This window comes from Streptomyces sp., assembly GCF_019510245.1.
In the GTDB taxonomy this organism is placed as follows: domain Bacteria; phylum Actinomycetota; class Actinomycetes; order Streptomycetales; family Streptomycetaceae; genus Streptomyces.
The window spans coordinates 87,615-111,850 of the sequence record NZ_JAEKKT010000122.1 but is presented as its reverse complement, the minus strand read 5'-3'; the positions used below and the strand labels follow the sequence as shown (position 1 = coordinate 111,850).

At 72.5% G+C, this 24,236-nt stretch carries 26 protein-coding genes; 13 read left to right on the top strand and 13 right to left on the bottom strand.

The window, feature by feature from the left end:
* Nucleotides 1–174: 174 nt before the first annotated feature.
* The 4 genes from JF597_RS12420 to allB form a co-directional block, all read right to left on the bottom strand.
* Nucleotides 175–801: a dihydrofolate reductase family protein gene (locus tag JF597_RS12420; RefSeq protein WP_293993094.1), complete on the bottom strand. Its 627-nt coding sequence runs from the start codon at nt 799–801 to the stop codon at nt 175–177.
* 94 nt (nt 802–895) lie between these two features.
* Nucleotides 896–1,708, bottom strand: coding sequence for an AIM24 family protein (locus JF597_RS12415; RefSeq protein ID WP_293993091.1), 813 nt, complete (start codon nt 1,706–1,708; stop codon nt 896–898).
* 72 nt (nt 1,709–1,780) lie between these two features.
* Nucleotides 1,781–2,893 (bottom strand): allantoicase, encoded by a 1,113-nt coding sequence (gene alc, locus JF597_RS12410; RefSeq protein WP_293993089.1) that lies wholly within the window; start codon nt 2,891–2,893, stop codon nt 1,781–1,783.
* Between the two features lie 50 nt (nt 2,894–2,943).
* A complete protein-coding gene (allB, locus tag JF597_RS12405) occupies nt 2,944–4,284 on the bottom strand; it encodes an allantoinase AllB (RefSeq protein WP_293993086.1) in 1,341 nt (446 codons plus the stop codon).
* Between the two features lie 273 nt (nt 4,285–4,557).
* Between allB and JF597_RS12400 the strand changes: the two genes are divergently transcribed.
* Nucleotides 4,558–5,343: an IclR family transcriptional regulator gene (locus tag JF597_RS12400; protein ID WP_293993084.1), complete on the top strand. Its 786-nt coding sequence runs from the start codon at nt 4,558–4,560 to the stop codon at nt 5,341–5,343.
* 121 nt (nt 5,344–5,464) lie between these two features.
* On the opposite strand, the gene JF597_RS12395 is transcribed toward JF597_RS12400, so the two are convergent.
* Complete coding sequence (locus tag JF597_RS12395; protein ID WP_293993082.1) at nt 5,465–5,776, bottom strand: DUF5955 family protein; 312 nt, start codon at nt 5,774–5,776, stop codon at nt 5,465–5,467.
* Nucleotides 5,777–5,931: 155 nt separating this feature from the next.
* Between JF597_RS12395 and JF597_RS12390 the strand changes: the two genes are divergently transcribed.
* Complete coding sequence (locus JF597_RS12390; RefSeq protein ID WP_293993080.1) at nt 5,932–6,531, top strand: nucleotidyltransferase family protein; 600 nt, start codon at nt 5,932–5,934, stop codon at nt 6,529–6,531.
* Between the two features lie 184 nt (nt 6,532–6,715).
* Nucleotides 6,716–8,338 carry a malate synthase A gene (gene aceB, locus JF597_RS12385; protein WP_293993078.1) on the top strand — a complete coding sequence of 541 codons (1,623 nt, stop codon included), beginning with the start codon at nt 6,716–6,718 and terminating at the stop codon, nt 8,336–8,338.
* A 1-nt stretch (nt 8,339) separates the two neighbouring features.
* Here aceB and JF597_RS12380 read toward each other — a convergent pair whose 3' ends face one another.
* From JF597_RS12380 to JF597_RS12365, 4 genes are all read right to left on the bottom strand, one after another.
* Nucleotides 8,340–8,627, bottom strand: a complete 288-nt coding sequence (locus JF597_RS12380; protein WP_293993076.1) for a SelT/SelW/SelH family protein — start codon at nt 8,625–8,627, stop codon at nt 8,340–8,342.
* On the bottom strand, nt 8,624–9,529 hold the full coding sequence (locus tag JF597_RS12375) for a HipA family kinase (RefSeq protein ID WP_293993074.1): 906 nt from the start codon (nt 9,527–9,529) through the stop codon (nt 8,624–8,626). Before JF597_RS12375 ends, JF597_RS12380 begins: the two co-directional genes overlap by 4 nt.
* Before the next feature lie 119 nt (nt 9,530–9,648).
* The gene (locus tag JF597_RS12370) at nt 9,649–10,413 is read right to left on the bottom strand and encodes an SDR family oxidoreductase (RefSeq protein ID WP_293993072.1); all 765 of its coding nucleotides are present in this window, start codon (nt 10,411–10,413) and stop codon (nt 9,649–9,651) included.
* A gap of 55 nt (nt 10,414–10,468) precedes the next feature.
* Nucleotides 10,469–11,980, bottom strand: coding sequence for an IucA/IucC family protein (locus JF597_RS12365; protein WP_293993070.1), 1,512 nt, complete (start codon nt 11,978–11,980; stop codon nt 10,469–10,471).
* Between the two features lie 117 nt (nt 11,981–12,097).
* Between JF597_RS12365 and JF597_RS12360 the strand changes: the two genes are divergently transcribed.
* The 3 genes from JF597_RS12360 to JF597_RS12350 all read left to right on the top strand — a co-directional run bounded on the left by JF597_RS12360 (nt 12,098) and on the right by JF597_RS12350 (nt 15,806).
* The gene (locus JF597_RS12360) at nt 12,098–13,639 is read left to right on the top strand and encodes an IucA/IucC family siderophore biosynthesis protein (RefSeq protein WP_293993067.1); all 1,542 of its coding nucleotides are present in this window, start codon (nt 12,098–12,100) and stop codon (nt 13,637–13,639) included.
* A gap of 74 nt (nt 13,640–13,713) precedes the next feature.
* On the top strand, nt 13,714–14,979 hold the full coding sequence (locus JF597_RS12355) for a VWA domain-containing protein (RefSeq protein ID WP_293993066.1): 1,266 nt from the start codon (nt 13,714–13,716) through the stop codon (nt 14,977–14,979).
* Complete coding sequence (locus tag JF597_RS12350; protein WP_293993064.1) at nt 14,979–15,806, top strand: hypothetical protein; 828 nt, start codon at nt 14,979–14,981, stop codon at nt 15,804–15,806. The genes JF597_RS12355 and JF597_RS12350 overlap by 1 nt, the downstream gene beginning before the upstream one ends.
* Nucleotides 15,807–15,859: 53 nt before the next feature.
* Here the strand turns inward: JF597_RS12350 and JF597_RS12345 are convergent, their stop codons facing one another.
* The gene (locus JF597_RS12345; protein WP_293993061.1) at nt 15,860–16,486 is read right to left on the bottom strand and encodes a winged helix-turn-helix transcriptional regulator; all 627 of its coding nucleotides are present in this window, start codon (nt 16,484–16,486) and stop codon (nt 15,860–15,862) included.
* Nucleotides 16,487–16,567: 81 nt separating this feature from the next.
* Here JF597_RS12345 and JF597_RS12340 point away from each other — a divergent pair, with 81 nt between their 5' ends.
* Genes JF597_RS12340 through JF597_RS12320 form a run of 5 tightly spaced genes read left to right on the top strand, consistent with a single transcriptional unit; the run spans nt 16,568 to nt 20,121 of the window.
* Nucleotides 16,568–17,776, top strand: a complete 1,209-nt coding sequence (locus tag JF597_RS12340; protein WP_293993058.1) for a pyridoxal phosphate-dependent aminotransferase — start codon at nt 16,568–16,570, stop codon at nt 17,774–17,776.
* 30 nt (nt 17,777–17,806) lie between these two features.
* Complete coding sequence (locus tag JF597_RS12335; protein ID WP_293993056.1) at nt 17,807–18,337, top strand: hypothetical protein; 531 nt, start codon at nt 17,807–17,809, stop codon at nt 18,335–18,337.
* A gap of 3 nt (nt 18,338–18,340) precedes the next feature.
* Nucleotides 18,341–18,970, top strand: a complete 630-nt coding sequence (locus tag JF597_RS12330) for a histidine phosphatase family protein (RefSeq protein ID WP_293993054.1) — start codon at nt 18,341–18,343, stop codon at nt 18,968–18,970.
* Between the two features lie 50 nt (nt 18,971–19,020).
* Nucleotides 19,021–19,641, top strand: a complete 621-nt coding sequence (locus tag JF597_RS12325; protein WP_293993052.1) for a hypothetical protein — start codon at nt 19,021–19,023, stop codon at nt 19,639–19,641.
* Nucleotides 19,642–19,698: 57 nt separating this feature from the next.
* Nucleotides 19,699–20,121, top strand: a complete 423-nt coding sequence (locus JF597_RS12320; protein WP_293993050.1) for an acyl-CoA thioesterase — start codon at nt 19,699–19,701, stop codon at nt 20,119–20,121.
* Nucleotides 20,122–20,148: 27 nt separating this feature from the next.
* Here the strand turns inward: JF597_RS12320 and JF597_RS12315 are convergent, their stop codons facing one another.
* Nucleotides 20,149–20,550 carry a helix-turn-helix domain-containing protein gene (locus tag JF597_RS12315; RefSeq protein WP_293993047.1) on the bottom strand — a complete coding sequence of 134 codons (402 nt, stop codon included), beginning with the start codon at nt 20,548–20,550 and terminating at the stop codon, nt 20,149–20,151.
* 131 nt (nt 20,551–20,681) lie between these two features.
* Between JF597_RS12315 and JF597_RS12310 the strand changes: the two genes are divergently transcribed.
* Nucleotides 20,682–22,115, top strand: coding sequence for an MFS transporter (locus tag JF597_RS12310; protein ID WP_293993045.1), 1,434 nt, complete (start codon nt 20,682–20,684; stop codon nt 22,113–22,115).
* Between the two features lie 42 nt (nt 22,116–22,157).
* Here the strand turns inward: JF597_RS12310 and JF597_RS12305 are convergent, their stop codons facing one another.
* Complete coding sequence (locus JF597_RS12305) at nt 22,158–23,021, bottom strand: NAD(P)H-binding protein (protein ID WP_293993042.1); 864 nt, start codon at nt 23,019–23,021, stop codon at nt 22,158–22,160.
* Between the two features lie 92 nt (nt 23,022–23,113).
* Between JF597_RS12305 and JF597_RS12300 the strand changes: the two genes are divergently transcribed.
* Nucleotides 23,114–23,905, top strand: coding sequence for a helix-turn-helix domain-containing protein (locus JF597_RS12300; RefSeq protein WP_293993106.1), 792 nt, complete (start codon nt 23,114–23,116; stop codon nt 23,903–23,905).
* Between the two features lie 85 nt (nt 23,906–23,990).
* On the opposite strand, the gene JF597_RS12295 is transcribed toward JF597_RS12300, so the two are convergent.
* Nucleotides 23,991–24,137 (bottom strand): hypothetical protein, encoded by a 147-nt coding sequence (locus JF597_RS12295; RefSeq protein WP_293993109.1) that lies wholly within the window; start codon nt 24,135–24,137, stop codon nt 23,991–23,993.
* Nucleotides 24,138–24,236 lie beyond the last annotated feature (99 nt).

Below are 24,236 nucleotides of genomic sequence, written 5' to 3'. Positions count from 1 at the left end.
ACGGGCGGACCCCGCTCAGTGTCCGTTCATGCCGGTCAGCCAGACACACCCCGGCCGCCGCAGCCAGACGTCACCCGGGACCCGGAACCGGGCATCGGCACAACAACTCGGCGAACTGAAACATCTCCGGCATGACCGGACGGCTCGGCATCCGCCGTCTGGCCGGCGAGACGGTCAGGCGTGCTGCTGGGCGATGTACGAGCCGTAGTCGGGGCGGCCCGCGAGGTCGTACGACTGGATCGAGACGCCCGCCCTGGTGATCCGCCCTCCGGTGTGCCGGAACTTCGTCGGCAGCGCGCCTTCCTGGAAGAACCGGCGGCCGGATCCGAGCACGACCGGGAAGGTCACGAGGTGGAGGGTGTCGACGAGGCCGAGGTCCAGCAGGGAGCGGACCAGCGCGCCGCTGCCGTGCACCTGGAGCTCGCCGTCGGTGCGCTCCCTGAGGGCGGCGGCCTCCTTCGCGAGGTCGCCGGCGAGGACCGTGGTGCCCGACCAGGCGGGGTCGGTCAGGGTCGCGGACGGGACGTACTTCGGGAGTGCGTTGAGCCTGGCCGCGATGGGGTTGGCGGGGTCGGTGATCTTCGGCCAGTAGGACGCGAAGATGTCGTACGTACGGCGGCCGAGCAGGAAGGCGCCGGCCCGCTCGAAGACCTCGGCGACGAACCGGCCGAAGTCCTCGTCGCCGTACGTGAAGCTCCAGCCGCCGTGGGTGAAGCCCCCGCTGGGGTCCTCCTCGGGGCCGCCGGGCGCCTGGTAGACGCCGTCGAGGGTGACGAACATGGTGGAGACGAGCTTGCCCATGGCGGTGCCTGCTTCCTGGGGCGGGGTCCGTTGTCGCGGGTACAGACCCCCGTGGCGCCCGTAACTCATCGGCCGGCCGGTCGCCGGCGCGCCCTCACCCCGCGTGCGTCGAGAACAGTCCGCCGGTCGGGCCCTGCTTGTCGCCGCCCTGGGCCTTCTTCAGGGCGTTGGCGAGGCTCTCGATGGTGAGGGACTGCAGGATCACGCGGCCGTTGCCCTCCAGGGTGGCCAGGGAGAGGCCCTCGCCGCCGAAGACGGCGTTCATGAGGCCCTGGCGGTTGAGGCCGCCGAAGCGCTGGACGCCGTACTGGATGCCTTCCTCGAAGGCGACGACGCAGCCCGTGTCGACCTCGATACGGCCGCCGAAGTCGGCGGGGTTCAGGTCGATGAAGTTCCCCGCGCCGGCGATGATCACCGTGCCGTGGCCGGTGAACTTCTCCAGGATGAAGCCCTCGCCGCCGCTCATGCCGGTGCGGCCGCCGGAGAAGGCGATGCCGAACTCGACGGTGGACTCGGCCGCGACGAAGGCGTCCTTCTCGGCGAACCACGCGCGCGTGCCGTCCAGCTCCAGCGCGCGCATCTCGCCGGGGAGCACGCCCGCGAAGCCGACGGTGCCCTCGCCGCCCTGGGAGGTGAAGTACTGGAACGCCAGCGACTCGCCCGCGAGCATGCGCTGGCCGACCTGCATGGCGGTGCCCATGGCCTGGCGGAGCATGCCGCCCATGCCGCCACCGCTGCCGCCCTGCTGCTGGCCGCCGCCGTTCGGGCCGCTGAGCCGGGTCTCCATGGTCACGTTCGTCGTCTTGAACAGGAACTTGCCGGCCTCGCAGTAGACGGTCTGGCCGGGGTGCAGGTTGACGACCGCCATCTGCATGGCGTTGCCGACGATTTCTTGCTGAAGGGTCACGGCACAAGAACGTAGCCGACGGCTCGGCGGTTCCCTCCGCCCGCCCACCACACGTACGTGGGCGGCATGGTGTCAGGACAGTTCGCGGTACCTCGTGGTCAGGGCCGCTGTCCCCGCTTCCGTCGGCGTGCCGAACAACCGCAGGCGGGAGATCCCGCCGTCCGGGAAGATGTCCACGCGCGCGTGCGTGCCCACGGCCGGGGCGGCCAGGACGAAGCGGTGGTTCGTGTCGGGCTGGAGGCGGGTGCGCGGCAGGGCCTCGCGCCAGTCGCCGTCCTCGCCGTCCCGTACGGACACCGACGCCCAGCCCGCGCTGTTGCCCTTCAGGTACGCCGTGTCGATCTCGATCGCCCGGATCCGGGACTGGGCGGCGAGCCGGTACCGGATCCAGTCGTTGCCCTGGTCGCGGCGGCGGCGCGTCTCCCAGCCGTCGTCCATCTTGCGGGAGCGGCCCGGCTGGACGGTGTTGGTGGCCGGCGAGTAGAAGAGGTCGGACGCGTCCTCGACCCGGCCGCCGTTCTCCAGGGCGGCCACGTCGAAGGTGCCGAGCACGGCGAGCCACCCGGGGTCGGGCACGACCTCGCCGTACACGCGCAGGCGCGCGATGCCGCCGTCGGGATGCTGGTTGACGCGGAGGTGGGTGAAGCGCTGCTCCAGGGAGACCGCGAAGCCGTTCGCCGCGTGGCCGCCGACCGGCGTACGCGGGACGAGGGTCGTCCACTTCACGTCGTCGCCGAGCAGCTCCGCCGGGGACGGCGCGCCCGCGACCGACGTGCCCTCGACGGACACCGCCTGCGGGTAGTTGCCGCGGAAGTGGGCCGTGTCGACGACGATGCCGCGGACGACGCCGGCGGCGCCGAGCCGGACCAGCGCCCAGTCGTGGTCCTCGGCGGCGGGCCAGGGGTGGTCGGCCGAGACCCCGCGGCGCCGGCGCGTCTCCCAGCCGTCCATGATCTTGCCCTTGTGCCCGAAGTGCTCGGGGTCGAACTCGGCCCGCCCCGGCACCAGCAGGTTCTCCCGCTGGGCGAAGAACTCGTCGTTGGCGGCGATGACCCCGGCACCGAGCTGCCGGTCGGCGAGGTTGACGTACTGCGTGAAGGGGAGGTCGCCGGTGCGGTAGTCCGCGTACGGGTCGCCGCCGGAGTAGGGGTGCGCGTCGCCGGTGAAGGTCGGGATCGCCGTCAAAGGTGTTCCTTTCGGTGTCGGCCGCTGCGGGTGCGGGGGGGGAGAAGAGGTCAGGGGGTGCGGGTGAGGAGGTGGCCCCGCGGGGGCGTGAACTCGCCGTTCGCGAAGATGCGTTCGCCGCGCAGCCAGGTGGAGCGCACGACGCCGTACAGGGTCCGGCCCGCGTACGCGGTGACCCGGTTGCGGTGTTGCAGGCCCGCCGGGTCCACGGTGAAGGTCTCGTCGGGCGCGAGGACGGCGAAGTCGGCGTCCCGGCCCGCCGCGATGGCGCCCTTGCGGCCGTCGAGGCCGACCAGCGCGGCCGTGCGGGCCGACATCCAGCGGGCCACGTCCTCGAGACCGTGGCCGCGCCTGCGGGCCTCCGTCCACACGGCGGCGAGGCTGAGCTGGAGTCCGGAGATGCCGCCCCAGGCGGTCGCGAAGTCGCTCGTCTTGAGGTCGGCCGTGGCCGGCGAGTGGTCGGTGACCACACAGTCGACGGTGCCGTCGGCCAGCGCCTGCCAGAGCAGGTCCTGGTTGGCCGCCTCCCGGATGGGCGGGCAGCACTTGAACTCGCTGGCGCCGTCCGGGACCTCCTCTGCGGTGAGGGTGAGGTAGTGCGGGCAGGTCTCGACGGTGAGGCGGACGCCGTCCGCCCTGGCCGCCGCGATCAGCGGCAGCGCGTCGGACGACGACAGGTGCAGGACGTGCACGCGCGCGTGCAGGCGTTTCGCCTGGGCGATCAGCTGGGCGATCGCCGTGTCCTCCGCGTCGCGCGGACGGGAGGCGAGGAAGTCGGCGTACTTCGGGCCGCCCTGCTGCGGGGCGGCCGCCAGGTGGTGCGGGTCCTCGGCATGCACGATCAGCAGGCCGTCGAAGGAGGCGGTCTCCGCCAGCGACCGGGCCAGCTGCTCCTGGTCGAGGTGCGGGAACTCGTCCACGCCGGACGGCGACAGGAACGCCTTGAAGCCGAAGACCCCGGCCTCGTGCAGCGGGCGCAGGTCCTCGACGTTGCCGGGCAGCGCGCCGCCCCAGAAGCCGACGTCGACGTGCGCCTTGTCGGCCGCGACCCGCTGCTTGACGCGGAGGTTCTCGACGGTCGTGGTCGGCGGGAGGGAGTTGAGCGGCATGTCGACCAGGGTGGTGATGCCGCCGGCCGCCGCCGCGCGCGTGGCGGTCCAGAAGCCCTCCCACTCGGTGCGGCCCGGGTCGTTCACGTGAACATGGGTGTCGACCAGGCCGGGCAGCAGGACGTCGTCGCCGAAGTCCGCCAGGCGGGCGCCCTCCGGGACGGGGGCGTCGTACGGCAGTACGGCCGTGATCGTCCCGGAGGACACGGCGACCGAGGCGGCCCGCGTCCCCTCCGGAGTGATGACGCGCGTCGAGCGCAGCACCAGTTCAGCGTCGGACACCCGGACCCCTCTCTCTGCCGCCGTTTTACTTCCGCGAAACGGGATTTACATCCACGCAACGGAATTCAACGTTCTGTTGAAGGAGTCTTCACTCCCGCCCCCGCGCCGTCAAGGGCACACTTCATTCCAGGGTCCGACAGCCCGCACAGTCTGGACGTTTCCACGAAGCGGAATTATACTTCCAGAAAGCAGAACGTAGCTACGTACGACCGGGGAGTCAACCGTCTGCCGGGTAGGCTTCTGCCCTTCCCGTCAGTCCGAAAGGAACGCGCCGTGCCGACGTCCAGCGCCAGCACCCACGACTCCGCCAGGTCCGGCGGAGTCCAGTCCCTGGAGCGCGCCTTCGATCTGCTGGAGCGAATGGCGGACGCGGGCGGCGAGGTGGGCCTCAGCGAGCTGTCCGCGAGCAGCGGGCTGCCGTTGCCGACGATCCATCGGCTGATGCGCACGCTGGTCGCCTGTGGCTACGTACGGCAGCAGCCGAACCGGCGGTACGCGCTCGGCCCCCGGCTGATCCGGCTCGGTGAGTCGGCGTCCCGGCTGCTCGGCACCTGGGCGCGGCCGTACCTCGCGCGGCTGGTCGAGGAGACCGGAGAGACGGCGAACATGGCACTGCTCGACGGGGACGAGATCGTGTACGTGGCGCAGGTCCCGTCGAAGCATTCGATGAGGATGTTCACCGAGGTGGGGCGGCGGGTGCTGCCGCATTCCACGGGCGTGGGCAAGGCGCTGCTGGCGAACGTGCCGGACGCCGAGGTGCGGGCGCTGCTGGGGCGGACCGGGATGCCGGCGGCGACGGAGAGGACCATCACGACGCCGGAGGGGTTCCTGGCCGCCCTCGCACAGGTGCGGGAGCTCGGGTACGCCGTGGACGACAACGAGCAGGAGGTGGGGGTGCGGTGCCTTGCGGTGTCGGTGCCGGATTCGCCCACCGCGGCGGCCATCTCGATCTCCGGGCCCGCGGGGCGGGTGACCGAGGCGGCCGTCGAGAAGATCGTGCCGGTGCTGCAGCAGGTGGCTGTCGAGTTGTCCCGGGCGCTGGCCAGTTCAGGAGCCTAACGGGTGGGGCCGACAGGAGCATCGGCGAGTGCGGGTGACGTGTGGTTGCCCGCGCAGTTCCTCCCCAGCCTTCGGCCGGGGGTGCCCCCGGCGCCCCCGGGTGGGTGACCTTCTAGGCGTTTCAACGTCTCGGCTCTCCGAACAGGTCCACCGCCTGCCGTACGTCCGACAGGCCCCGCGACAGGGCGCTCATCGAACCGATCGCGCCCGCGATCAGTAACAGGGACCGGCGCAGGCGCGGGATCTCCGGGATGCCGCCCACGGCCATCGCCGCCAGGGCCGCCAGCTCGTCCTCCGCTATCGCACGGTCCGGGAACTCGGCCGGGTGCGCGGCCAGTTCGCGGCGCAGCCGGGAGACCGCCGTGCGCAGTTCCGTCACTCTCGGATCCTCGTCGCTGCCGGTCACTGGCCTCTGTCCCAAGCTCCGCAACACAGCTCTCCCCCCTCTCCGGGCGCCCCCGAACGGTGATCGGGCGCCCGCGGACGCGGGTCAGTAAACGCCCTCCCATGCGGAAAGCGCTACAGCGCGGACCGAATTTCAGCCCTTCGGAACCGGCCGCCCGCCCCGGCGTCGGGTATGCAGGACGCATGACGGAGACGCATGACCGGATCGCCGGGCTGCTGCTCGCCGCAGGCGGTGGCAGGCGGCTCGGCGGCCGTCCCAAGGCCCTGCTGACGCACCGAGGGCGGCCCCTGGTGGAGTACGCGGTCGAGGTGCTGCGGGCGGGCGGCTGCGGGCCGGTGCACGTGGTTCTCGGGGCCCTGGCGGACGACGTGCGGGAGCGGGCCGGGCTGGAGGGCTGCGTGGTCGTGGAGAACCCGGACTGGGCCGAGGGGATGGGGTCCTCGCTGCGGGTGGGGCTGGAGTCGCTCGCGGGGGCGGGGGTACGGGCCGCCCTGGTGTCCCTGGTGGACCAGCCCGGGATCATAAGCACGGCCGTGGCACGGGTGCTCGGTGGGTACCGGGACGCGGACTCGCTGGTCTCGGCCGCCTACGACGGGGTGCGCGGCCATCCCGTCCTGTTCGGCTCGGCCCACTGGGCGGGGATCGCCGCGAGCGCGACCGGAGACCGGGGCGCCCGCGCCTATCTCAAGGCGCACGAGGAGGCGATCACGCTCGTCGAGTGCGGGGACGTGGCCGAGCCGTACGACATCGACACGGAGGAGGACCTGGGCCACCTTGAGTGAGCGGGGTGGCACCGAGCGCCACCTTGCCTCGACCCGGAGAATCTCGACGTCAACAAACCATTGAACTTCCACAATGAGGAAACTAGTATCCACTGTTCAGAAGCGCCCGACCCCCGACCGGGTGTGCTTCGCTCCACCCGGAACGACTGGCACCCGGTGCCACCGCTGAAGGAAGTGACAGCTCATGTCCGCACCAGCGCCGTCTCCGCCGGCCATCGTCGACGCCGAGCCCCTGCCCCGACAGGAGGAGGTCCTCACCGAAGCGGCGCTCGCCTTCGTGGCCGAGCTGCACCGGCGGTTCTCGCCGCGCCGGGCCGAACTCCTCGCCCGCCGCGCCGAGCGCCGCGCCGAGATCGCCCGCACCTCGACCCTGGACTTCCTCCCGGAGACCGCCGCAGTCCGCGCGGACGACTCCTGGCGGGTGGCCCCCTCCCCCGCGGCCCTGAACGACAGGCGGGTCGAGATCACCGGTCCGACCGACCGCAAGATGACCGTCAACGCCCTCAACTCGGGCGCCCGGATCTGGCTCGCGGACTTCGAGGACGCCTCCGCACCGACCTGGGAGAACGTCGTCCTGGGGCAGCTGAACCTGATCGACGCCTACACCCGGAACATCGACTTCACGGACCCGGCGAGCGGCAAGTCGTACGCCCTGCGCCCGGACGAGGAGCTCGCGACGGTCGTCATGCGGCCGCGCGGCTGGCACCTGAACGAGCGGCACGTCGAGGTGGACGGCGAGCAGGTGCCCGGCGCCTTCGTCGACTTCGGGCTCTACTTCTTCCACAACGCCCAGCGGCTGCTGGACCTCGGCAAGGGACCGTACTTCTACCTTCCGAAGACCGAGTCGCACCTCGAGGCCCGGCTCTGGAACGACGTGTTCGTCTTCGCGCAGGACCACGTCGGCATCCCGCAGGGCAGCGTCCGCGCCACCGTGCTGATCGAGACGATCACGGCCGCGTACGAGATGGAGGAGATCCTCTACGAACTGCGCGACCACGCCTCGGGGCTGAACGCCGGCCGCTGGGACTACCTCTTCTCCATCGTCAAGAACTTCCGTGACGGCGGGCCCCGGTTCGTCCTCCCGGACCGCAACGCGGTCACCATGACGGCCCCGTTCATGCGGGCGTACACCGAACTCCTCGTCCGCACCTGCCACAAGCGCGGCGCCCACGCGATCGGCGGCATGGCGGCCTTCATCCCGTCCCGCCGCGACCCCGAGGTCAACAAGGTCGCCTTCGAGAAGGTCCGCGCAGACAAGGACCGCGAGGCGAACGACGGCTTCGACGGCTCCTGGGTCGCCCACCCCGACCTGGTCCCGATCGCCATGGAGTCCTTCGACCGGGTCCTCGGCGACCGGCCGAACCAGAAGGACCGGCTGCGCGAGGACGTCCACGTCGAGGCCGCCGACCTGATCGCGGTCGACTCGCTGGAGGCGAAGCCGACCTACGCCGGTCTGGTCAACGCCGTGCAGGTGGGCATCCGTTACATCGAGGCGTGGCTGCGCGGGCTCGGCGCGGTGGCCATCTTCAACCTCATGGAGGACGCGGCCACCGCGGAGATCTCGCGGTCGCAGATCTGGCAGTGGATCAACGCGGGCGTCGAGTTCGAGAACGGCGAGAAGGCCACGCCGGAACTGGCACGCAAGATCGCCGCCGAGGAACTCGACGCCATCCGCGCGGAGACCGGCGACCAGGCCTTCGCGGCCGGCCACTGGCAGCAGGCCCACGACCTGCTGCTCACCGTCGCCCTCGACGAGGACTACGCGGACTTCCTGACGCTGCCCGCGTACCAGCAGCTGCGCGGCTGACCTAGTCCTGCGCGGTCCTGTCCGAGTGGCCCAGGGGCTTTCCCGGGGCCACTCGGTCGCGTACGGCCTGCTTCACGGCCGTGGGCTCGGGGAAGCCCTGCTCGCGCCGGTCCCAGACCACCTCGTCACCGACCCGTACGACGAAGACGCCGCCCTTGCCCGGCTTCAGCGCCAGCTCCGTCAGCTCGGTCTCGAAGGTGGTCAGCAGCTCCTGCGCCAGCCAGGCCGCCCGCGGCAGCCAGCGGCACTGGGTGCAGTACTCGATCTCCACACGCGCGCTGTCGCTCATCCGAGGTGCACCGACCAATCCTGTTGGGCCGCGGGCTTGCCGTGCAGGTCCGGGACCCGCTTCAGCCAGTCCGGGCGTCCCTGCTGGTTCCTGGCCGCGCGGGCGGCCTCCTCGGCCGCGAGCTGGTCGCGGCCCGGGAAGTCGGTGGGGAGCCACTCGGCGGAGGCCCGTACCCGGGCCAGCAGGTAGCCGACGTAGGCATCGCGCATCTCCTCGGGCGTACCGAAGTCGGTGAGCCAGGCGTCCGGGACCTCGGCGAGGACGTCCCGGAGCAGCTTCTCGGTCACCGCGGGCGCGAGTTCGGCGTCGGCGGACCGGGTGTCGGGGCCGTACCGGCCGAGGGCGTGATGACGGAAGTCGTACGCCTTCCCGGGGGCCGAGGTGTCCCAGCGGTGGTGGAAGACGAGCGCGGCGCCGTGGTCGATGAGCCACAGGCGCGGGGGTGCGATGCCCAAGGTCGGCCAGACCATGAGGTTGGAGCTGTGCACCGTACGGTCGACGTTGACGGTGAGCGCGTCCAGCCAGACGATCCGGCCCGCCTCCAGCGGGTCCACCGGGAAGACCTCGGCGATCTGCGGGGTGAAGTCCTGCGCACCGGGCAGGAAGTCCATCCCGAGGTTCACCCCGCCGCTGGCCGCGTGCAGGTCCCGGACCTCCTGGTGCGGCTCGTCGCCGGCGATCGCCGGGTCGAAGTGCACCAGCACGAGCTCGGGGAACCGCAGCCCGAGCGCCCGCGCCAGCTCTCCCACGATCACCTCGGCGATCAGCGCCTTGTGCCCCTGCGCGGAGCCGGTGAACTTGACGACGTAGGTGCCGAGGTCGTCGGCCTCGACGATCCCGGGCACGGAACCGCCGGTCCGAAGAGGTTCGATATAGCGGGTTGCTACTACCTCTCTCAACATCTTCCAAGGCCCAACGATTCGCTTACCTTACATTCCACGCTCGGCTCCCAGGCGCTGCGACCCGGAACGGGGTCCTTGAGGTGAGCATAGTAACCAAGCGTGACACCACACAGGAGTGGTCACAGGGCCGATCCGCCGGACGCGTCGATGCACTGACCCGTCACCCAGCGGGAGTCCGGGGAGGCGAGGAAGGCCACGACGTCCGCGACGTCGGCCGGCTCCCCCATCCTGCCGAACGCGGAGAGCGCGGCGTGCCGGGCCTCCGCCTCGGGCGTTGCCCAGCGCTTCCGGTTCATGTCCGTCCTGACGAACCCCGGGGCCACGCAGTTCACCGTGATCTGCCTGTCCCCCAGTTCCTTGGCGAGCGTGTGGGTGAGGGCTTCCAGGGCCGCCTTGGCCATGGTGTAGGCGAGGGCGGAGGGGAGGGCCACGCGGGTCGCCGCCGAACTGATGTTGACGATGCGGCCGCCCTCGCGCAGGAGCGGAAGCCCTTCCTGCACGAGAAACAGCGGTGCCCTGGCATGGACGGCCATGAGCCGGTCGAAGTCCTGCGGGGTCACCTCGCGGATGCCGCCCCCGATGTTGAAGCCGGCGTTGTTGACCAGGACGTCCAGCGCGGTCGGCTCATCCAGTGCGCGCAGACCGGCATCGAGTCGCTCGTACACCGTTCGGATGCCGTCGGGCGCGTCGAGCGGACCACGCACGGGAAAAGCGCGCCCGCCGGCCTCGGTGATCAGCGCGACGGTCTCACGCGCCGAGGACTCGTCACTTCCGTAGTGGACGGCGACGAGCGCGCTGTCCACCGCGAGACGGCGGGCGATGGCCCGGCCGATCCCCCGCCCGGCGCCGGTGACCAGAGCCGTTCTGCCGTCCAGCGTCCCCATCGGGCCCCCATGCCATGATCGCGTCACGCATCCCCGGCAGAGGATACAGAGGCCTTCACGCCAGGGGATTCGGCAACGGCAGATAGCGCGCGTCGGCCCCGTCCGCGCCGGTCCAGCGCAGCAGAAGGTTGGTCTTGCCGGGCAGCGTCGGGGAGGCCAGCAGGCCGCTCACCTCCGGGAGCGGATGCCGGGCCAGCTCCCGCCGTGCCGCCGGCCACGGGTCGAACCCGGGGTGGCGTTCGGCGAGCGCGGCGGCGACCTCGGTCAGGTGGTTGACCACGAGGCAGTACACGAGCCGCTCCCAGCCGGCGGCCCGGTCCACGTCGGCCAGCAGCTTGATCCCTTCGGCGTCCCGGTACAGCGCCTGCACCGGCATGCCGTCGGCGTCGACGGCGACCAGGGTGTTCTGCAGATGCGCTTCGAGGACGACGCCGTGCTCGGCGAAGGCGGTCAGGGCAGGGGGTACGACCGCCCGCAGATACGCCGCCCACCAGGCACCGGGGTCCGCCGCCGCGGCCAGCGGGTCGCCGTCGAAGCCCTCCACCAGGCCGGCGGCGAGCAGCGGGGTGGCCCCGGGCAGCAGCGGCCCGCGCAGCCCGTCCCGGACGAGAACGGCCAGCTCCTCGAAGGCGAAGCGGGCGGTGCGGTAGCCGCGGTCGCCGAGCCAGCCGGCGGGCCCGCCCATGGCCGCGAACGCGGCGGTGGCGGCCGCGTCCGTACGGCGCAGTCTGCGCAGGTCGTGTGCCCAGAGGCGGCGGATGTCGTTGGTGATCCGGACATCGAGGCTGAACTTCAGGAAGAGGTCCCGCTCCGGCTCGTACACCGTGCGGATCGCCGCGGTCGGCCAGGCCGTGAAGCCGCTCTCGCCGAGGCGCAGCAGCCGCCCGTCCGCGAAGGCGGGGGCGAGGTCGCGGGCGACCAGGTCGAGCTGCCAGGGGTGGGCGGGCAGCAGCCGGTAGCCCTGCGGCACGGCCCCCGGCGCGGCCAGGGCGTCCAGCGCGGCCGTGTCGCCCTCCTCCACCACCTCGTCCGCGCGGACCGCGAGCAGCACCAGCGGGAACCGGGCGTGCGCCTCGGGGGCGTACGGCAGCCAGGCGGTGACCGGGCCGCCGCCACGTGCCTTGGGGGCGGGGTGGTAGGGATGGCCGGTGATGAGGGACTGCTCCGAACGCAGGTACGGGTCGTCGGGCGCCGTCGCCCGGGCGCGTGCCGTGAGCAGCGCGGCGACCGCGTCCCTGCTGTCGATCATCTCGGTCGGCAGGTCACCGTTGGACAGCCCGGTGTGTCTGCGCAGTTCCTCGGTGACGAGTTTCACCAGTTCGGGATGGCCGACGCGGTGCCAGGCGCCGTCCGCGTACACCTCGGGAGCGGTCGGCCGGCGTTCGCCGCGCACCCGCAGCAGCCGTCCGCCGCCGGGCAGCCGGTAGACCCGTGACGGCCCTTCCCCGGCGCCCGGGAGCGGCTGGGCCACCTCCCGCAGCAGGCAGTTGAGCAGGGGCACGGCAGCGTACGCGTCGGCACGCTCGCCGACGGCGTCGCTGGAGGGCATCGGGTCCACGCGTTCCATTCGTTCTCTACGTTCGCACAGTCCGGCCGGTCCGCGTCCGCGCGGTCCGGTCGCGATCAGTATGTCTCTCGTCACCGGTCATCATGACCGTCGTACCCGTCCCCGAGGAGCCCTCCCGTGCACCGTCCCTCCCCCATCGAGACCCGGCTCGCCGCGGAGCTGGCCGAGACGCGGCCCGACCTCGTCGATCGGTACGCGGCCGAGCTGCCCGGTGCGCGGGCGGCGGTGCTGACCCGGCTGTGGCGAGGGCTGGCGCACGAGCCGCTGCCGTGGGTGGCGCGCCGGGTGCGCGGGGCGCGCAGCCTCGCCCTGTGGCTGGCCGACGGGCGGGCGCTGCACGGACCACGGGCGGATCCGTACGCCACCGACGCCTACGTGACCGCCGTGCGCCTGGACGGCGAGGTGTACGACGATCCGGCCCGGTTGACGACGGACCTCGGGTGGCCGCACTCGGCGGGGTTCGCCGCCGAACTCGGGCACAGCGTCGCGTCGCTGGCGCTCTCGCGAGCGAACAGCGGGTTTCCCCGCAAGGACCCGGAGGAGCGGTCGACGGGGGTCCTTCCGGCCGGCGGCCCGGGGAACGACTGGGAGTGGGAGCAGCGGGTCGTCGACGGGCATCCCTTCCATCCCAACTGCCGTTCCCGGCCCGGTTTCTCGGTGGCGGAGCAGCTCGCGTACGGGCCGGAGCACCGGCCGGTCGTACGGCTGGAGACGGTCCCGGTCGCGGCCGGGGACTGCCTGCTGACCGGCGACTGGCCGGACGAACTCCGCGACGGTGACCGGCTGCTCATTCCCGTGCACCCCTGGCAGCGCGCCCACGTCCTCAAGAGCGGCTCCGCCGGGCCCTGGCGGGACGCGCACCCGCTGATGTCCCTGCGCACGCTCGCCGTTGGCGACGGCACACATGTCAAGACCGCGCTCAGTGCCCGGCTGACCTCGTCCGTGCGGGACATCTCGGCGTACTCGGTCGGCGCGGCGGTGACGTTGTCGTCGTTCGCCGCGGACCTGGCGGACCGCACGGACGGGCTCCTGCACGTCACCCGCACGCCGGGCGCGGTGACCGCAGGCTCCCCCGACCTGGCGGCGCTGCTGCGCGAGTCGCCGCAGACGTACGCGGCGCCGGGCGAGCGCGTCCTGCCGGTGGCGGCCCTGGCCACCACCGCGCTCCCCGAATCGCCGTCCTGGCTCGCCGGGTTCACCCGGCTGGCGCTGACGGTGGGGCTGCGGCTGCTGGATCTGGGCGTGGCCCTGGAGGCGCACGGCCAGAACCTCCTGGTCGTGCTCTCGGAGACCGGTGCCCCGCTCCGCCTGGTCTACCGCGACCTGGCCGACGTCCGCCTCAGTCCCGCCCGGCTCCGCCGGCACGGCATCACCCCGCCCGACCTGACGGGCCGCCTGGTCACGGACGACGAGACGACCCTGCGCCGCAAGCTGTTCGGCTCCCTCGTCGCGGGCGCCCTCGCGGGCACGGCGGGTTCGGGACCGGCCCTGGCGACGGCCCTGGAGGCGGCCGCACGGCACCTGCCCGCCACCCCCGACCTGACGGCGCTCCTCGAAGGCCCGCTGCCCACCAAGGCGTTGACCCTGATGCGGCTCTCCCCGGAGGTACCCGGCGACCAGTGGACGGCTCTGCCGAACCCGCTCGCCGCCCTGCGTTGACCTGCCGGTCACTCTCGTTCGCCGGTGCGGACCTCGTTTTGGAGCCCGGCGCCTTTGATCAATAGGATCCGCCGATGATCAGAACACATCGGCCGGCGGCAGGAGTCTGTGCTCTGCTCGCCGCCCTGGCGGCCGGGATCGCGTTCCCCGGCCATGCGGTCGCCGACGAGACCGAACAGGCCGCTCCCAAGGTGGAGCTCGTGCTGGACGTCAGCGGTTCCATGCGGACTGCGGACATCGACGGCGGGACGCGCATGGCCGCGGCCAAGCAGGCGTTCAACGAGGTGCTGGACGCGACGCCCGAGGGGGTCCAGCTCGGCATCCGCACGCTGGGCGCCAACTACCGCGGCAACGACCGCAAGGAGGGCTGCAAGGACACCGCGCAGCTGTACCCGGTCGGCACACTGGACCGCACCGAGGCGAAGACCGCCGTCGCCACGCTCTCGCCGACCGGCTGGACCCCGATCGGCCCCGCGCTGCTCAAGGCGGCCGACGACCTCCAGGGCGGTGACGGGACCCGCCGTATCGTCCTGATCAGCGACGGCGAGGACACCTGCCAGCCGCTGGACCCGTGCGAGGTGGCCCGCGAGATCGCCGCCAAGGGCGTCGGGCTGACCATCGACACGCTCGGCCTGGTGCCGGACGCGAAGACCCGCGACCAGCTCAGCTGCATCGCGGACGCGACCGGCGGCACGTACACCTCCGTGCAGCACAAGGAGGAACTGACCGACCGGGTCGGCCAGCTGGTGGACCGGGCGGCGGACCCGGTGGTCACGCCGGTGGCGACCGAGGGCACGGACCAGTGCTCGTCGGCGCCCGCGCTGAAGTCGGGGCTGTACACCGACCGTGAGGAGTTCGGGCAGCAGCGCTGGTACAAGGTCGACGTCAACCCCGGCCAGGAGCTGCGCGCTTCGGTGAGCGTCGCGGCCGACCGGGCCGTCAACGCCGACTACGGTGTGCTGCTGCGGGCGGTGACCGTGCACGGGCGGGAGATAGTGCGCGGCGAGGCGTCGGGCCTCGGGCGCACGGACGTCATCTCGACCGGGCTGCGGTACCCGAAGGCCGAGAGCGACGACGACGGGGACACCACGCCGGAGACCGTCTGTCTCCAGGTGACCAACTCCTTCTCGGCCGCGGCCGGGGTGAAGACCAGCCCCGGCCTGCCGGTCGAGCTGACGGTCGACGTGGTGGACGGGCCGTCGAAGGCGAGCGACGTCGCCTCCTTCGGTCTCGGCCGCGGCTGGTGGCTGCTCGGCGCACTCGTGCTGACCGGCTTCCTCGCGGGTCTGGTGTGGGGCTGGGTGTCGCGCTGGCGGGTCGCGGTCTGGAGGACCAACTGATGTCGATCACACGTGTGTTGAGCGCCGCGCTGCTGGCGGTGGGCCTGGCGGCCGGTCCGGCGGTCGCGGATTCCTCCCCCTCCCCCAGCGCCTCGGAGGACAGCGGCGCGCCCACCCAGGCGGGCACGTCCTTCCGTACGGCGGCCGAGATCGACCAGGGGCAGCAGGCGACGGCCAGCGGTTCCACCGGCGACTACCTGTACTGGTCGTTCCCGGCCGACGCCGGCCAGCGCCCGGACGTCAAGGCGACGGTGAAGCTGCCCGCCGCGCACGCCGGGCAGACCTGGCAGCTCGACGTGTACGACGGTCTGCGGCGCCGGCAGGCCTGCCAGTACGGCGCGCAGACCCGCACGGCCGCGCAGGGCGCCACGTCGGTGGAGCTGGCCTGCGTGATGCGTACCGTGCGCGCCTGGTCGGAGCCGTGGGCCGACGATCCGCTGCCCGGCACGTACTACATCCGGCTGACGGTGGTGGACCTGACCTCGGCCGACCTCGGTCAGCCGGTGAGCGCCGAGGTGAAGGTGGACTCCAAGGACATCGGCGGCTCGGCGGCGGTGGACGGTTCGCTGGCCGAGCCGCTGGTGCCGGGGATCGCGGTCAAGTCCGCCTCGGACAGCGGCAGTTCTTCGTCCGACGACAGTTCCTCGACCGCGAAGCCGGCGGTCCTGTCCGGCATCGAGCCCGACGGCGGCTGGTCCTCCGGCTGGTGGAGCGACCGCTGGGTGTGGACCGGGATCGGCGGTGTGCTGGCCGCGCTGGCGGGGATCGGGGGGTACGCGCTGACGCGGGGGTCGGGCCGGCCGTCGCGGGTGCCGCCCGCCGCCTGATCCTGCGCGGAAACTGGTGACTGGGCCCCGTTCGCGGCGGCCCAGTCGTCGTTTCAGGCCTCGCGCAGCTCCTTGGCCAGTGCCCCGTCCCCCGTCACCGTGATCCGTCCCGCCCGCACCGCCTCCGCCAGCCCCAACTCGCCCCGGGCCAGGGCGGTGCCCGTCCCGGCGTCGAGCACGAGCCGGGCGTCGGGCTCGGCCGGCGCCGGGCCGTCGCCGTACACCGGGCCGTCCTCGGCCCCGACGTACAGGTGGAAGTCCCCCTCCCCCAGCCGGACTTCGACGAGCCCCTCGCCCGCCAGGGCCCGCAGCAGCGGCAGTGCGAACCAGTGGGCGCGTACCGCGTCGGTGGGCCGGCGCTCCCCCAGTTCGGGCTCGCCCCACTTGCCCAGCGCCTGGAGTACCGGCAGCAACTCCCGCCCCCGGGCCGTGAGTTCGTAGACATACGCCGCACCGGGCGGGGGCAGCCGCCGCCGGGTGGTGAGCCCGTCCCGCTCCATGTCCTTCAGCCGGGAGGCGAGGACGTCCGTGCTGACCCCCGGCAGATCCGCGTGCAGGTCCGTGTAGCGGCGGGGACCGGCGAACAGCTCCCGGACGATCAGCAGGGTCCAGCGGTCGCCGACGGCGTCGAGGGCGCGGGCCGCGGAACAGTACTGGTCGTAGCTTCGGCGAGGTGACATGCGACGCAGTCTAGACAAGGTGTTGGACTTTCCAAGCTCCTGCTTGGTAAAACCAAGCAACACGAGTTCCCGGAGGGGCGCATGGAGTTCCGGCAGTCCAACAAGCTAAGCGAGGTCTGTTACGAGATCCGCGGACCGGTGATCGAGCACGCCAACGCGCTGGAGGAGGCGGGCCACAGCGTGCTGCGCCTGAACACCGGCAACCCCGCGGTGTTCGGCTTCGAGGCGCCGGAGGAGATCCTCCAGGACATGATCCGGATGCTCCCGCAGGCACACGGCTACACCGACTCCCGCGGCATCCTCTCCGCCCGCCGGGCGGTGGCCGGGCGCTACCAGACGCTGGGCCTGGAGGTGGGCGTCGACGACGTGTTCCTCGGCAACGGCGTCTCGGAGCTGGTCTCCATGGCCGTACAGGCGCTGGTCGAGGACGGCGACGAGATCCTGATCCCCGCCCCCGACTTCCCGCTGTGGACGGCGGTGACCACCCTCGCCGGCGGCAGGGCGGTGCACTACCTCTGCGACGAACAGGCCGACTGGTACCCGGATCTCGCCGACATGGAGTCGAAGATCACGGACCGCACCAAGGCCGTGGTCGTCATCAACCCCAACAACCCGACCGGCGCGGTGTACCCGAAGGAGATCCTGGAGGGCATCCTCGACCTGGCCCGCCGGCACGGCCTGATGGTCTTCGCGGACGAGATCTACGACCAGATCCTGTACGACGACGCCGTCCACCACTCCACCGCTGCCCTCGCCCCCGACCTGGTGGTCCTCACCTTCTGCGGCCTGTCCAAGACGTACCGGGTGGCCGGCTTCCGCTCGGGCTGGCTGGTCGTCACCGGCCCGAAGCAGCACGCCAAGGACTACCTGGAGGGCCTCACCATGCTGGCCTCCATGCGGCTGTGCGCCAACGCCCCCGCCCAGTACGCCATCCAGGCCGCGCTCGGCGGCCGCCAGTCCATCCGCGAACTCGTCACTCCCGGCGGCAGGCTGTACGAGCAGCGCAACGTGGCCTGGGAGAAGCTCAACGAAATCCCCGGCGTCTCGTGCGTCAAGCCGAAGGGCGCCCTCTACGCCTTCGCCCGCATCGACCCCAAGGTCCACCCTATCCACGACGACGAGAGGTTCGTCCTGGACCTGCTGCTCCAGGAGAAGATCCAGGTCGTCCAGGGCACCGGCTTCAACTGGCCGGCCACCGACCACTTCCGCATCCTCACCCTCCCCCACGCGGAGACCCTGGAGACGGCGATCGGCCGGATCGGGCGGTTTCTGAGCGGATACCGGCAGTAGTTCGCGGTGCTGCCCGGGAGAGTCGTCCCCATGACCCAGCGCCCGCTGCTCCTCCTCGACGTCGACGGCCCACTGAACCCCTTCCGGGCCCGGTTCCTGCGCCATCGCGGGTACGTGACCCGCAGGCTGCACCCCGCCGACTGGTCCGCCCGCCAGCGGCCCGGCTCCCGCCGCCTGCGCCGGGGGCTGCGGGTGCGGCTGCATCCGGGGCACGGGGCCCGGCTGCTCGCGCTGCCGTACGAATTGACCTGGGCCACCACCTGGATGCACCAGGCCAACGAGATGATCGGGCCGGTCGTCGGACTGCCCGAGCTGCCCGTCATCGAGTGGCCGGAGCTGTTCGCCAGAGATCCCGACGGCCTGTACTGGAAGACGCGGACCGTCGTGGCGTGGGCGGCGGGGCGGCCTTTCGTGTGGGTCGACGACATGGTCACCGACCTCGACGTCCGCCATGTCGCCGAGCACCACGAAGGGCCCGCACTGCTCCTTCCGGTGGATTCGCGGCACGGCCTGCGGGCGCGTGACTTCGCCGAACTGGAGCGCTGGGCTCTTAGCCTCTGACGTATGGCTGATGTCTTTCTCGTCCGGCACGGTGAGACCGAGTGGTCGCGGTCCGGACGGCATACCGGGTGCACGGACGTGCCGCTCACCGAGCACGGCAGGGACGAGGCGCACCGGCTGATGCCGTTGGTCCGTTCGCTCCGCATCGGTGCGGCCTTCGTCAGCCCGCTCCAGCGGGCCCGCGAGACCGCCGAGCTGATCGGGGTGCCCGACGCCCGGGTCGACGCCGACCTGCGGGAGTGGGACTACGGCGGCTACGAGGGCGTCACCACCGCGGAGATCCAGCGCACCCGGCCCGGCTGGTTCCTGTTCACGGACGGGGTGGCGCCCGGCCCGGCGGAACATCCCGGGGAGAGCCCGGAGCAGGTCGGGGAGCGGGCCGACCGGATGCTGTCCAAGGTCGAGGCGGCCCTCGCCGGTACCGAGGGGGCCGTGCTGCTGGTCGCCCACGGGCACTTCCTGCGCGTCCTGACCGCCCGCCGACTCGGCCTGCCGCCGTCCGGCGGGGCCCTGTTCCAGCTGGCCACCGGGACGCTGTGCCGGCTGGGCACGGAGCACGACCGGCCGGTGATCGCGGGCTGGAACATCCGGCCCGGCGGACAGCCCGACCGCGCTGTCAGTGGCCGGTCGTAGCCTTCGGAGAAGGGATCAGGACCGCGCTCGACACCGGGGAGGTGTGCACCGTGACCCGACCGCCCACCGCCGCGCAGCGGCGGATCGTGGACGCCGCGGACCCGGTCACCGGGCGGCTGCGGGGTACCGAGGCGCAGCTGGCGGCACTGGTGAGGCACGGTCTCGCCTTCCGGCACCCGCGTCCGCCGCACGACCACTTCCTGACGCCGGCCGGGCACCGGATACGGGAGACGGCCCCGCAGGCCGAGGCGGTGGCCCGAGAGGAGCCGGACGGGGTCTTCGCCGCACGCGTCGGCGGCGAGGAGCCGGCCGAGGCCGGGCCGGCCCGGGCCCGAGAGGTGCACAGCGCCTGGCAGGGGCTGCTCGAACTGCGCCGGATGACCCATCCCGACGGCGCCACCGACCGGCCGTGCGGCTGGGAGCGTGCCCATCTGGTGCGGGCCGCGGCGCTCGCCCTGGAGGCGGCCGGGCATCCGCCCGAGGGGCCGGACACCCCCGGCTACCGGGTGCGGGCGACCCCGCAGCCGGAGGCGGTCGCGGTGTACGCACCGGAGGGCGAGCCCTTGCGGGCGTGCGCCGCCACCCTGGAGCGGGCGGGCTGGCAGACCGGCGAGTACACGGAACCACGCACCAGAACGCGCTATCTGCTGGCATCGCCGCGCCGGGTGTGACGGGCGTGTCAGGATGCCCGCGAAGGATCAGTGCGTCGTACACGTGAAGGGGAAGTCGTGAGCGAACCGTATTCCGTCCGGGTGACCGTCCGTGGCTACGAGACCGATGTGCAGGGCCATCTGAACCAGGCGGTGTACATCAACTACGCCGAGCACGCCCGCTGGTCGCTGCTCCAGGCGGCCGGGGTCACGCAGGCCGAGCTGATCGGTCGGGGCGTGGGGCCGGTCGGGCTGGAGACGACCATCCGTTACAAGCGGGAGCTGCTCGCCGGTGACGAGGTCGATGTGACCTGCGGGTTCGAGTGGGGCGACGGCAAGACGTTCCGGATACTCCAGAAGATGACCAAGACGGACGGCACGCTGGCCGCCGAGGTCGACGCGGTCGGCGGGCTGCTGGACCTGAAGGCCCGGAAGCTGGTCGCCGATCCGCGCGAGATCTTCAAGGAACTCGCCTCGGCCCCGGAGCTGTTCGGGTTCTGACCCGGTCCGCGCCGTCCGCACGGCCGTCTACACGTCGAGCAGTTCCGGCTGGTGCTCGGCGTCGTAGACCGCCCGGGCCTGGGCGATGTAGTGGCGGTTGCGCTCCGCCCAGTCGGTCAGCCGCTGCAAGGTCTCGTGCAACTCCATCGCCACCGGGGTGAGTTCGTACTCCACACGCGGAGGCACCATCGGATACACGGTGCGGGTCACCAGGCCGTCGCGCTCCAGGTTGCGCAGAGTGAGGGTCAGCATCCGCCGGCTGATGCCCTCGATGCCGCGCTCGAGCTCCGTGAAGCGGATGGGCCCGTGTGAGGCCGCCACCAGGATCTGCACGCTCCATTTGCCGGCCACCCTGTCAAGAACCTCGCGGACCGGGCAGGCGTGCGCGTTCACCACCTGGCTGGTAACACCGGTGTTCCTCTGGGACATCGAACTGCCTCCTTACGCCGTCCTCTCATGGTCACTCACCATGAACCCCGTTACAAGTCGTGCACCTTGCGCACGATCGGTTCCTGTTGATGTCCCTGGCGAACTACGGCGATTGCGGAGGCCAGAAGGCCATGTCGACCACGACCGGCACACCGGCCGCACCGGTGACTCCCTCTCGAACATACCCGCGTCGGGCGTCCCTCGCCGTCCTGTGCGCGGGCGCGCTGATGACGATCCTGGACGGCACCGTCGTCACCGTGGCGATGCCCGCCGTCCAACGCGACCTGGACTTCAGCGGTCCGGGCCTGGCCTGGGTGGTGAACGCCTATCTGATCCCGTTCGGCGGACTGCTCCTGCTGTTCGGCCGTCTGGGTGATCTGGTGGGCCGGAAGCGGATGTTCACGGCCGGGCTCGCCGTGTTCACCGCGGCCTCCGTGGCGTGCGGGCTGGCGACGGGCCAGGGCGCGCTGATCGCGGCGCGGGCGGTGCAGGGCGCGGGCGGCGCGATGACCTCGGCCGTCGTGCTGGGCATGCTGGTGTCGCTCTTCCCCGAACCGCGCGAACAGGCCCGTGCCATCGCGGTGTTCAGCGCAGTGGGGTCGGTGGGCGCCACCCTGGGCACCTTCCTCGGCGGAGCGCTGACGCAGGCCCTGAGCTGGCACTGGATCTTCCTGATCAATCTGCCGATCGGGGTGGCGGCCTGGCTGGCCGCGGTTCGCATCCTGGCGCGCGAGCCCGGCGCGGGGCTCCGCGGGGGCGCCGACGGTCCGGGGGCCGCCCTGGTCACCGGCGCGCTGATGCTCACCGTCTACGTCATCGTCGGCTCCGGCGACCGGGGCCCGGCCGCCACCGTGCTCCTGGCCGCGCTCGCCCTCGCGCTCCTCGTGGCGTTCACCGTCCGCCAGGCCCGGGCCGCGCACCCGCTGCTGCGGCTGCGGCTGCTGCGCTCCCGGGCGCTGAGCGGCGCGAACGGCGTGCAGATCCTCATGGTCGCGACGATGTACGGCTTCCAGTTCATCGGCGCGCTCTACCTGCAACGCGTCCTGGGCTACGGCGAGTTCCACACCGGTCTCGCCTTCCTGCCGGCACCGCTCGCGATCGGCGTCCTGATGCTGGGTCTTTCGGCGCGCATGACCGGCCGTTTCGGCGCGTACCGCGTGCTCCTCGCCGGGCTGGTCCTCATCACCGTCGGGATGGCCCTGCTGAGCCGGGCGCCCGCAGAGGGGTCGTACGCGGCCGACGTGCTGCCCCCGATGCTGCTCATGGCGGCCGGCTTCGCCGCGGCGATGCCCCCGCTCACCGGCCTCGCCATGGCCGGCGCCCGCGCGGAGGACGCGGGGCTGGCCTCGGGGCTCTTCAACACCACCCAGGTGGTGGGCGGTTCGCTGGGCCTCGCCGTCGTGTCCACACTCGCGGCGAACCGCACCGACGGCCTGCTGCACGCGGGCGCGGAGCTGGCCCCGGCCACGGCGGAGGGCTACCGCCTGGCGTTCCGGGTGGCCGCGGTGATCGCGACGGCGGCCCTGGCGCTGGCAGCGGTCACGCTGCGGCCCCGGCGCGTCTGAGCCGGACAGGGCCGCCGCGCCCGAGCCGGTGGGGGCCGGCTCTCAGGATGCCGCGAACTCCCCCTTGTGGTCCTCGGCCCATTCCCGATAGGTCCGCCCCGACCGCCCGAGCACCTCCCGGACGTCCTCGGTGACCACCGCGTTCCCACCGGAGCGGACGAACGCCAGACCGGTCAGGACACCGTCCACCTGGGCCCCCTCCATGCCCCAGGCCGTGCGGAGGAAGTCGCGGGTCTCCTCCGGGGACAGGTCCCGGGTGGGCACCGGGCGGCCCAGGACCTCGGCGAGCACGGCGGCCTGACCGGGGACGGTGATCGCCTCGGGACCGGTGAGGGTGTACGTGCGCCCCGCGTGCCCGGCGTCGAGCAGGGCCCGTACCGCCACCTCGGCGATGTCGCGCGGGTCGATCACACCCGACGCGCCGTCCCCGGTCATGTTGGGCACCGGCTCGCCCACGCGCAGGGCCTCGAGCCAGGTCAGCGTGTTGGAGGCGAACGACGACGGCCGCAGCACGGTCCACGCGAGCCCGCTGTCCCGCACGGCCCGCTCGCCGGCCACGTGCCACTGCGCGGAGGGGCCGGAGCCGGCGTCACCGGTGGCGATGGCGGAGAGCTTCACCAGCCGCTCCACGCCGGCCGACCGGGCCGCGGCGACCAGCGCCGCGTCCTGTCCCTCGTCGGGGCCGGGCGGCCGGAGCAGGAACACGGCCGTCGCACCGGCAGAGGCGGCTTCCAGGGACGCGGGGTCCGTGTAGTCGCCGCGCACCACCTCCACCCCGGCGGGGACCCGCGCCCCCGCCGGGTCGCGGGTGAGGGCGCGCACCTTCGCGCCGCGCCCCGCCAGCTGTCGTACGACGTCACTTCCGATGGTGCCCGTGGCACCCGTCACCAGAATCATGCGGTCCACGGTGGGCCGGCCGGGGCGCTGGTCTCTTGGAAATTCCGGCACGGCCGGGCCACCCGGGCGGCGGCGCAGCCGCTTACGGTGGAAGGGTGCCGATGACCATCGCCGAGCCGATCGCGACCATCCCCGACGTGCTGCGCCCATGGGTCGCCGCGGTACGGACCATGTCCTTCGCCGAGCCCCCGGAGGGTACGTTCGTCCATCTGCCGGACGCGCTGACCAAGGTGGTGCTGCGGGTGACGGCGGACGGGCAGCGTGACGTGCTGGCGGTCGGGCCGCGGGTGCGGGCCACCTACCACCGCGGGAAGCCCCACATCTCCTGCGTCGAGCTGGTCCTCGCACCGGGTGGCGTCCGGCCCCTGCTGGGTGTGCCGGCCGCCGGGCTGGTCGGCCGGGTGGCGCCGGTGGAGGGGCTGCCGGGCGGGGCGGCGCGCCGGTTCGCGCGTGAGGTGCGGTGGCTGGACCCGCTGGAGGCACTGCCGCGGATCGCCGAGGTGCTGCCCGAGCTGCTGTCGGCGCGGACGGATCCGGACCGGACGGCGTTGCTGCGGGCGGGCGTGGCCGCGCTGTCCGTGCGGCTGCACCGGGCACCCGCGCAGGTACGGGATGTTGCCCGTGAACTGTCGGTGAGCGAGCGCCAGTTGCGGAACCTGTTCACCGACGGGGTCGGAGTCTCCCCGAAGCACTACGCCCGTATCGACCGCGTCCGCACGGTCGCCGCCCGGGCGGGCAGCGTCGGCTGGTCCGAACTGGCCGCCGCCACCGGATACTTCGACCAGTCGCACATGACGACCGACTTCCGTGCCCTGATGGGCGTCCCGCCCCGCTCGTACGTCACCGAACGGCTTCCCGCGCCCAGCCCCTGCCAGGCGATCCGGCGCGGCTGAAGCCGGGACTCCGGCTCCCTCGAACAGGCCCAGCCGCCGGCAGACCGTGTGCGGCCGTCGTGAGCGGGGCCCGAGGCGGCCGGCGTCACGAGATCGACTGGGGTGTCGCGAGCGGTACGGCCGCCTCTGGCGGGGCCCACGGGGCGACCACTCCGGCGTGCATCGCGGCCACGTGCTGCAGGCCCGTGGTGGCCATTTTCAGGGCGGGGAGTTTCTCGTCGACGGGGTGCACGGGATGCAGGACACGGGCGGCGCCTCCGGTCGGTTGACACGTCGGCTCTGACGCGGGTTTCAGCGAGGTGGTGCGGATGGTCCGGGCCGTGCGGGACCC

Coding starts and splice junctions, on each gene's coding strand:
- JF597_RS12420 (WP_293993094.1), bottom strand. CDS start 801: ATGGGCAAGCTCGTCTCCACCATGTTCGTCACCCTCGACGGCGTCTAC.
- JF597_RS12390 (WP_293993080.1), top strand. CDS start 5,932: ATGACGGAGACGCATGACCGGATCGCCGGGCTGCTGCTCGCCGCAGGC.
- aceB (WP_293993078.1), top strand. CDS start 6,716: ATGTCCGCACCAGCGCCGTCTCCGCCGGCCATCGTCGACGCCGAGCCC.
- JF597_RS12380 (WP_293993076.1), bottom strand. CDS start 8,627: ATGAGCGACAGCGCGCGTGTGGAGATCGAGTACTGCACCCAGTGCCGC.
- JF597_RS12375 (WP_293993074.1), bottom strand. CDS start 9,529: ATGTTGAGAGAGGTAGTAGCAACCCGCTATATCGAACCTCTTCGGACC.
- JF597_RS12370 (WP_293993072.1), bottom strand. CDS start 10,413: ATGGGGACGCTGGACGGCAGAACGGCTCTGGTCACCGGCGCCGGGCGG.
- JF597_RS12365 (WP_293993070.1), bottom strand. CDS start 11,980: ATGGAACGCGTGGACCCGATGCCCTCCAGCGACGCCGTCGGCGAGCGT.
- JF597_RS12355 (WP_293993066.1), top strand. CDS start 13,714: ATGATCAGAACACATCGGCCGGCGGCAGGAGTCTGTGCTCTGCTCGCC.
- JF597_RS12350 (WP_293993064.1), top strand. CDS start 14,979: ATGTCGATCACACGTGTGTTGAGCGCCGCGCTGCTGGCGGTGGGCCTG.
- JF597_RS12345 (WP_293993061.1), bottom strand. CDS start 16,486: ATGTCACCTCGCCGAAGCTACGACCAGTACTGTTCCGCGGCCCGCGCC.
- JF597_RS12340 (WP_293993058.1), top strand. CDS start 16,568: ATGGAGTTCCGGCAGTCCAACAAGCTAAGCGAGGTCTGTTACGAGATC.
- JF597_RS12335 (WP_293993056.1), top strand. CDS start 17,807: ATGACCCAGCGCCCGCTGCTCCTCCTCGACGTCGACGGCCCACTGAAC.
- JF597_RS12330 (WP_293993054.1), top strand. CDS start 18,341: ATGGCTGATGTCTTTCTCGTCCGGCACGGTGAGACCGAGTGGTCGCGG.
- JF597_RS12315 (WP_293993047.1), bottom strand. CDS start 20,550: ATGTCCCAGAGGAACACCGGTGTTACCAGCCAGGTGGTGAACGCGCAC.
- JF597_RS12310 (WP_293993045.1), top strand. CDS start 20,682: ATGTCGACCACGACCGGCACACCGGCCGCACCGGTGACTCCCTCTCGA.
- JF597_RS12300 (WP_293993106.1), top strand. CDS start 23,114: ATGACCATCGCCGAGCCGATCGCGACCATCCCCGACGTGCTGCGCCCA.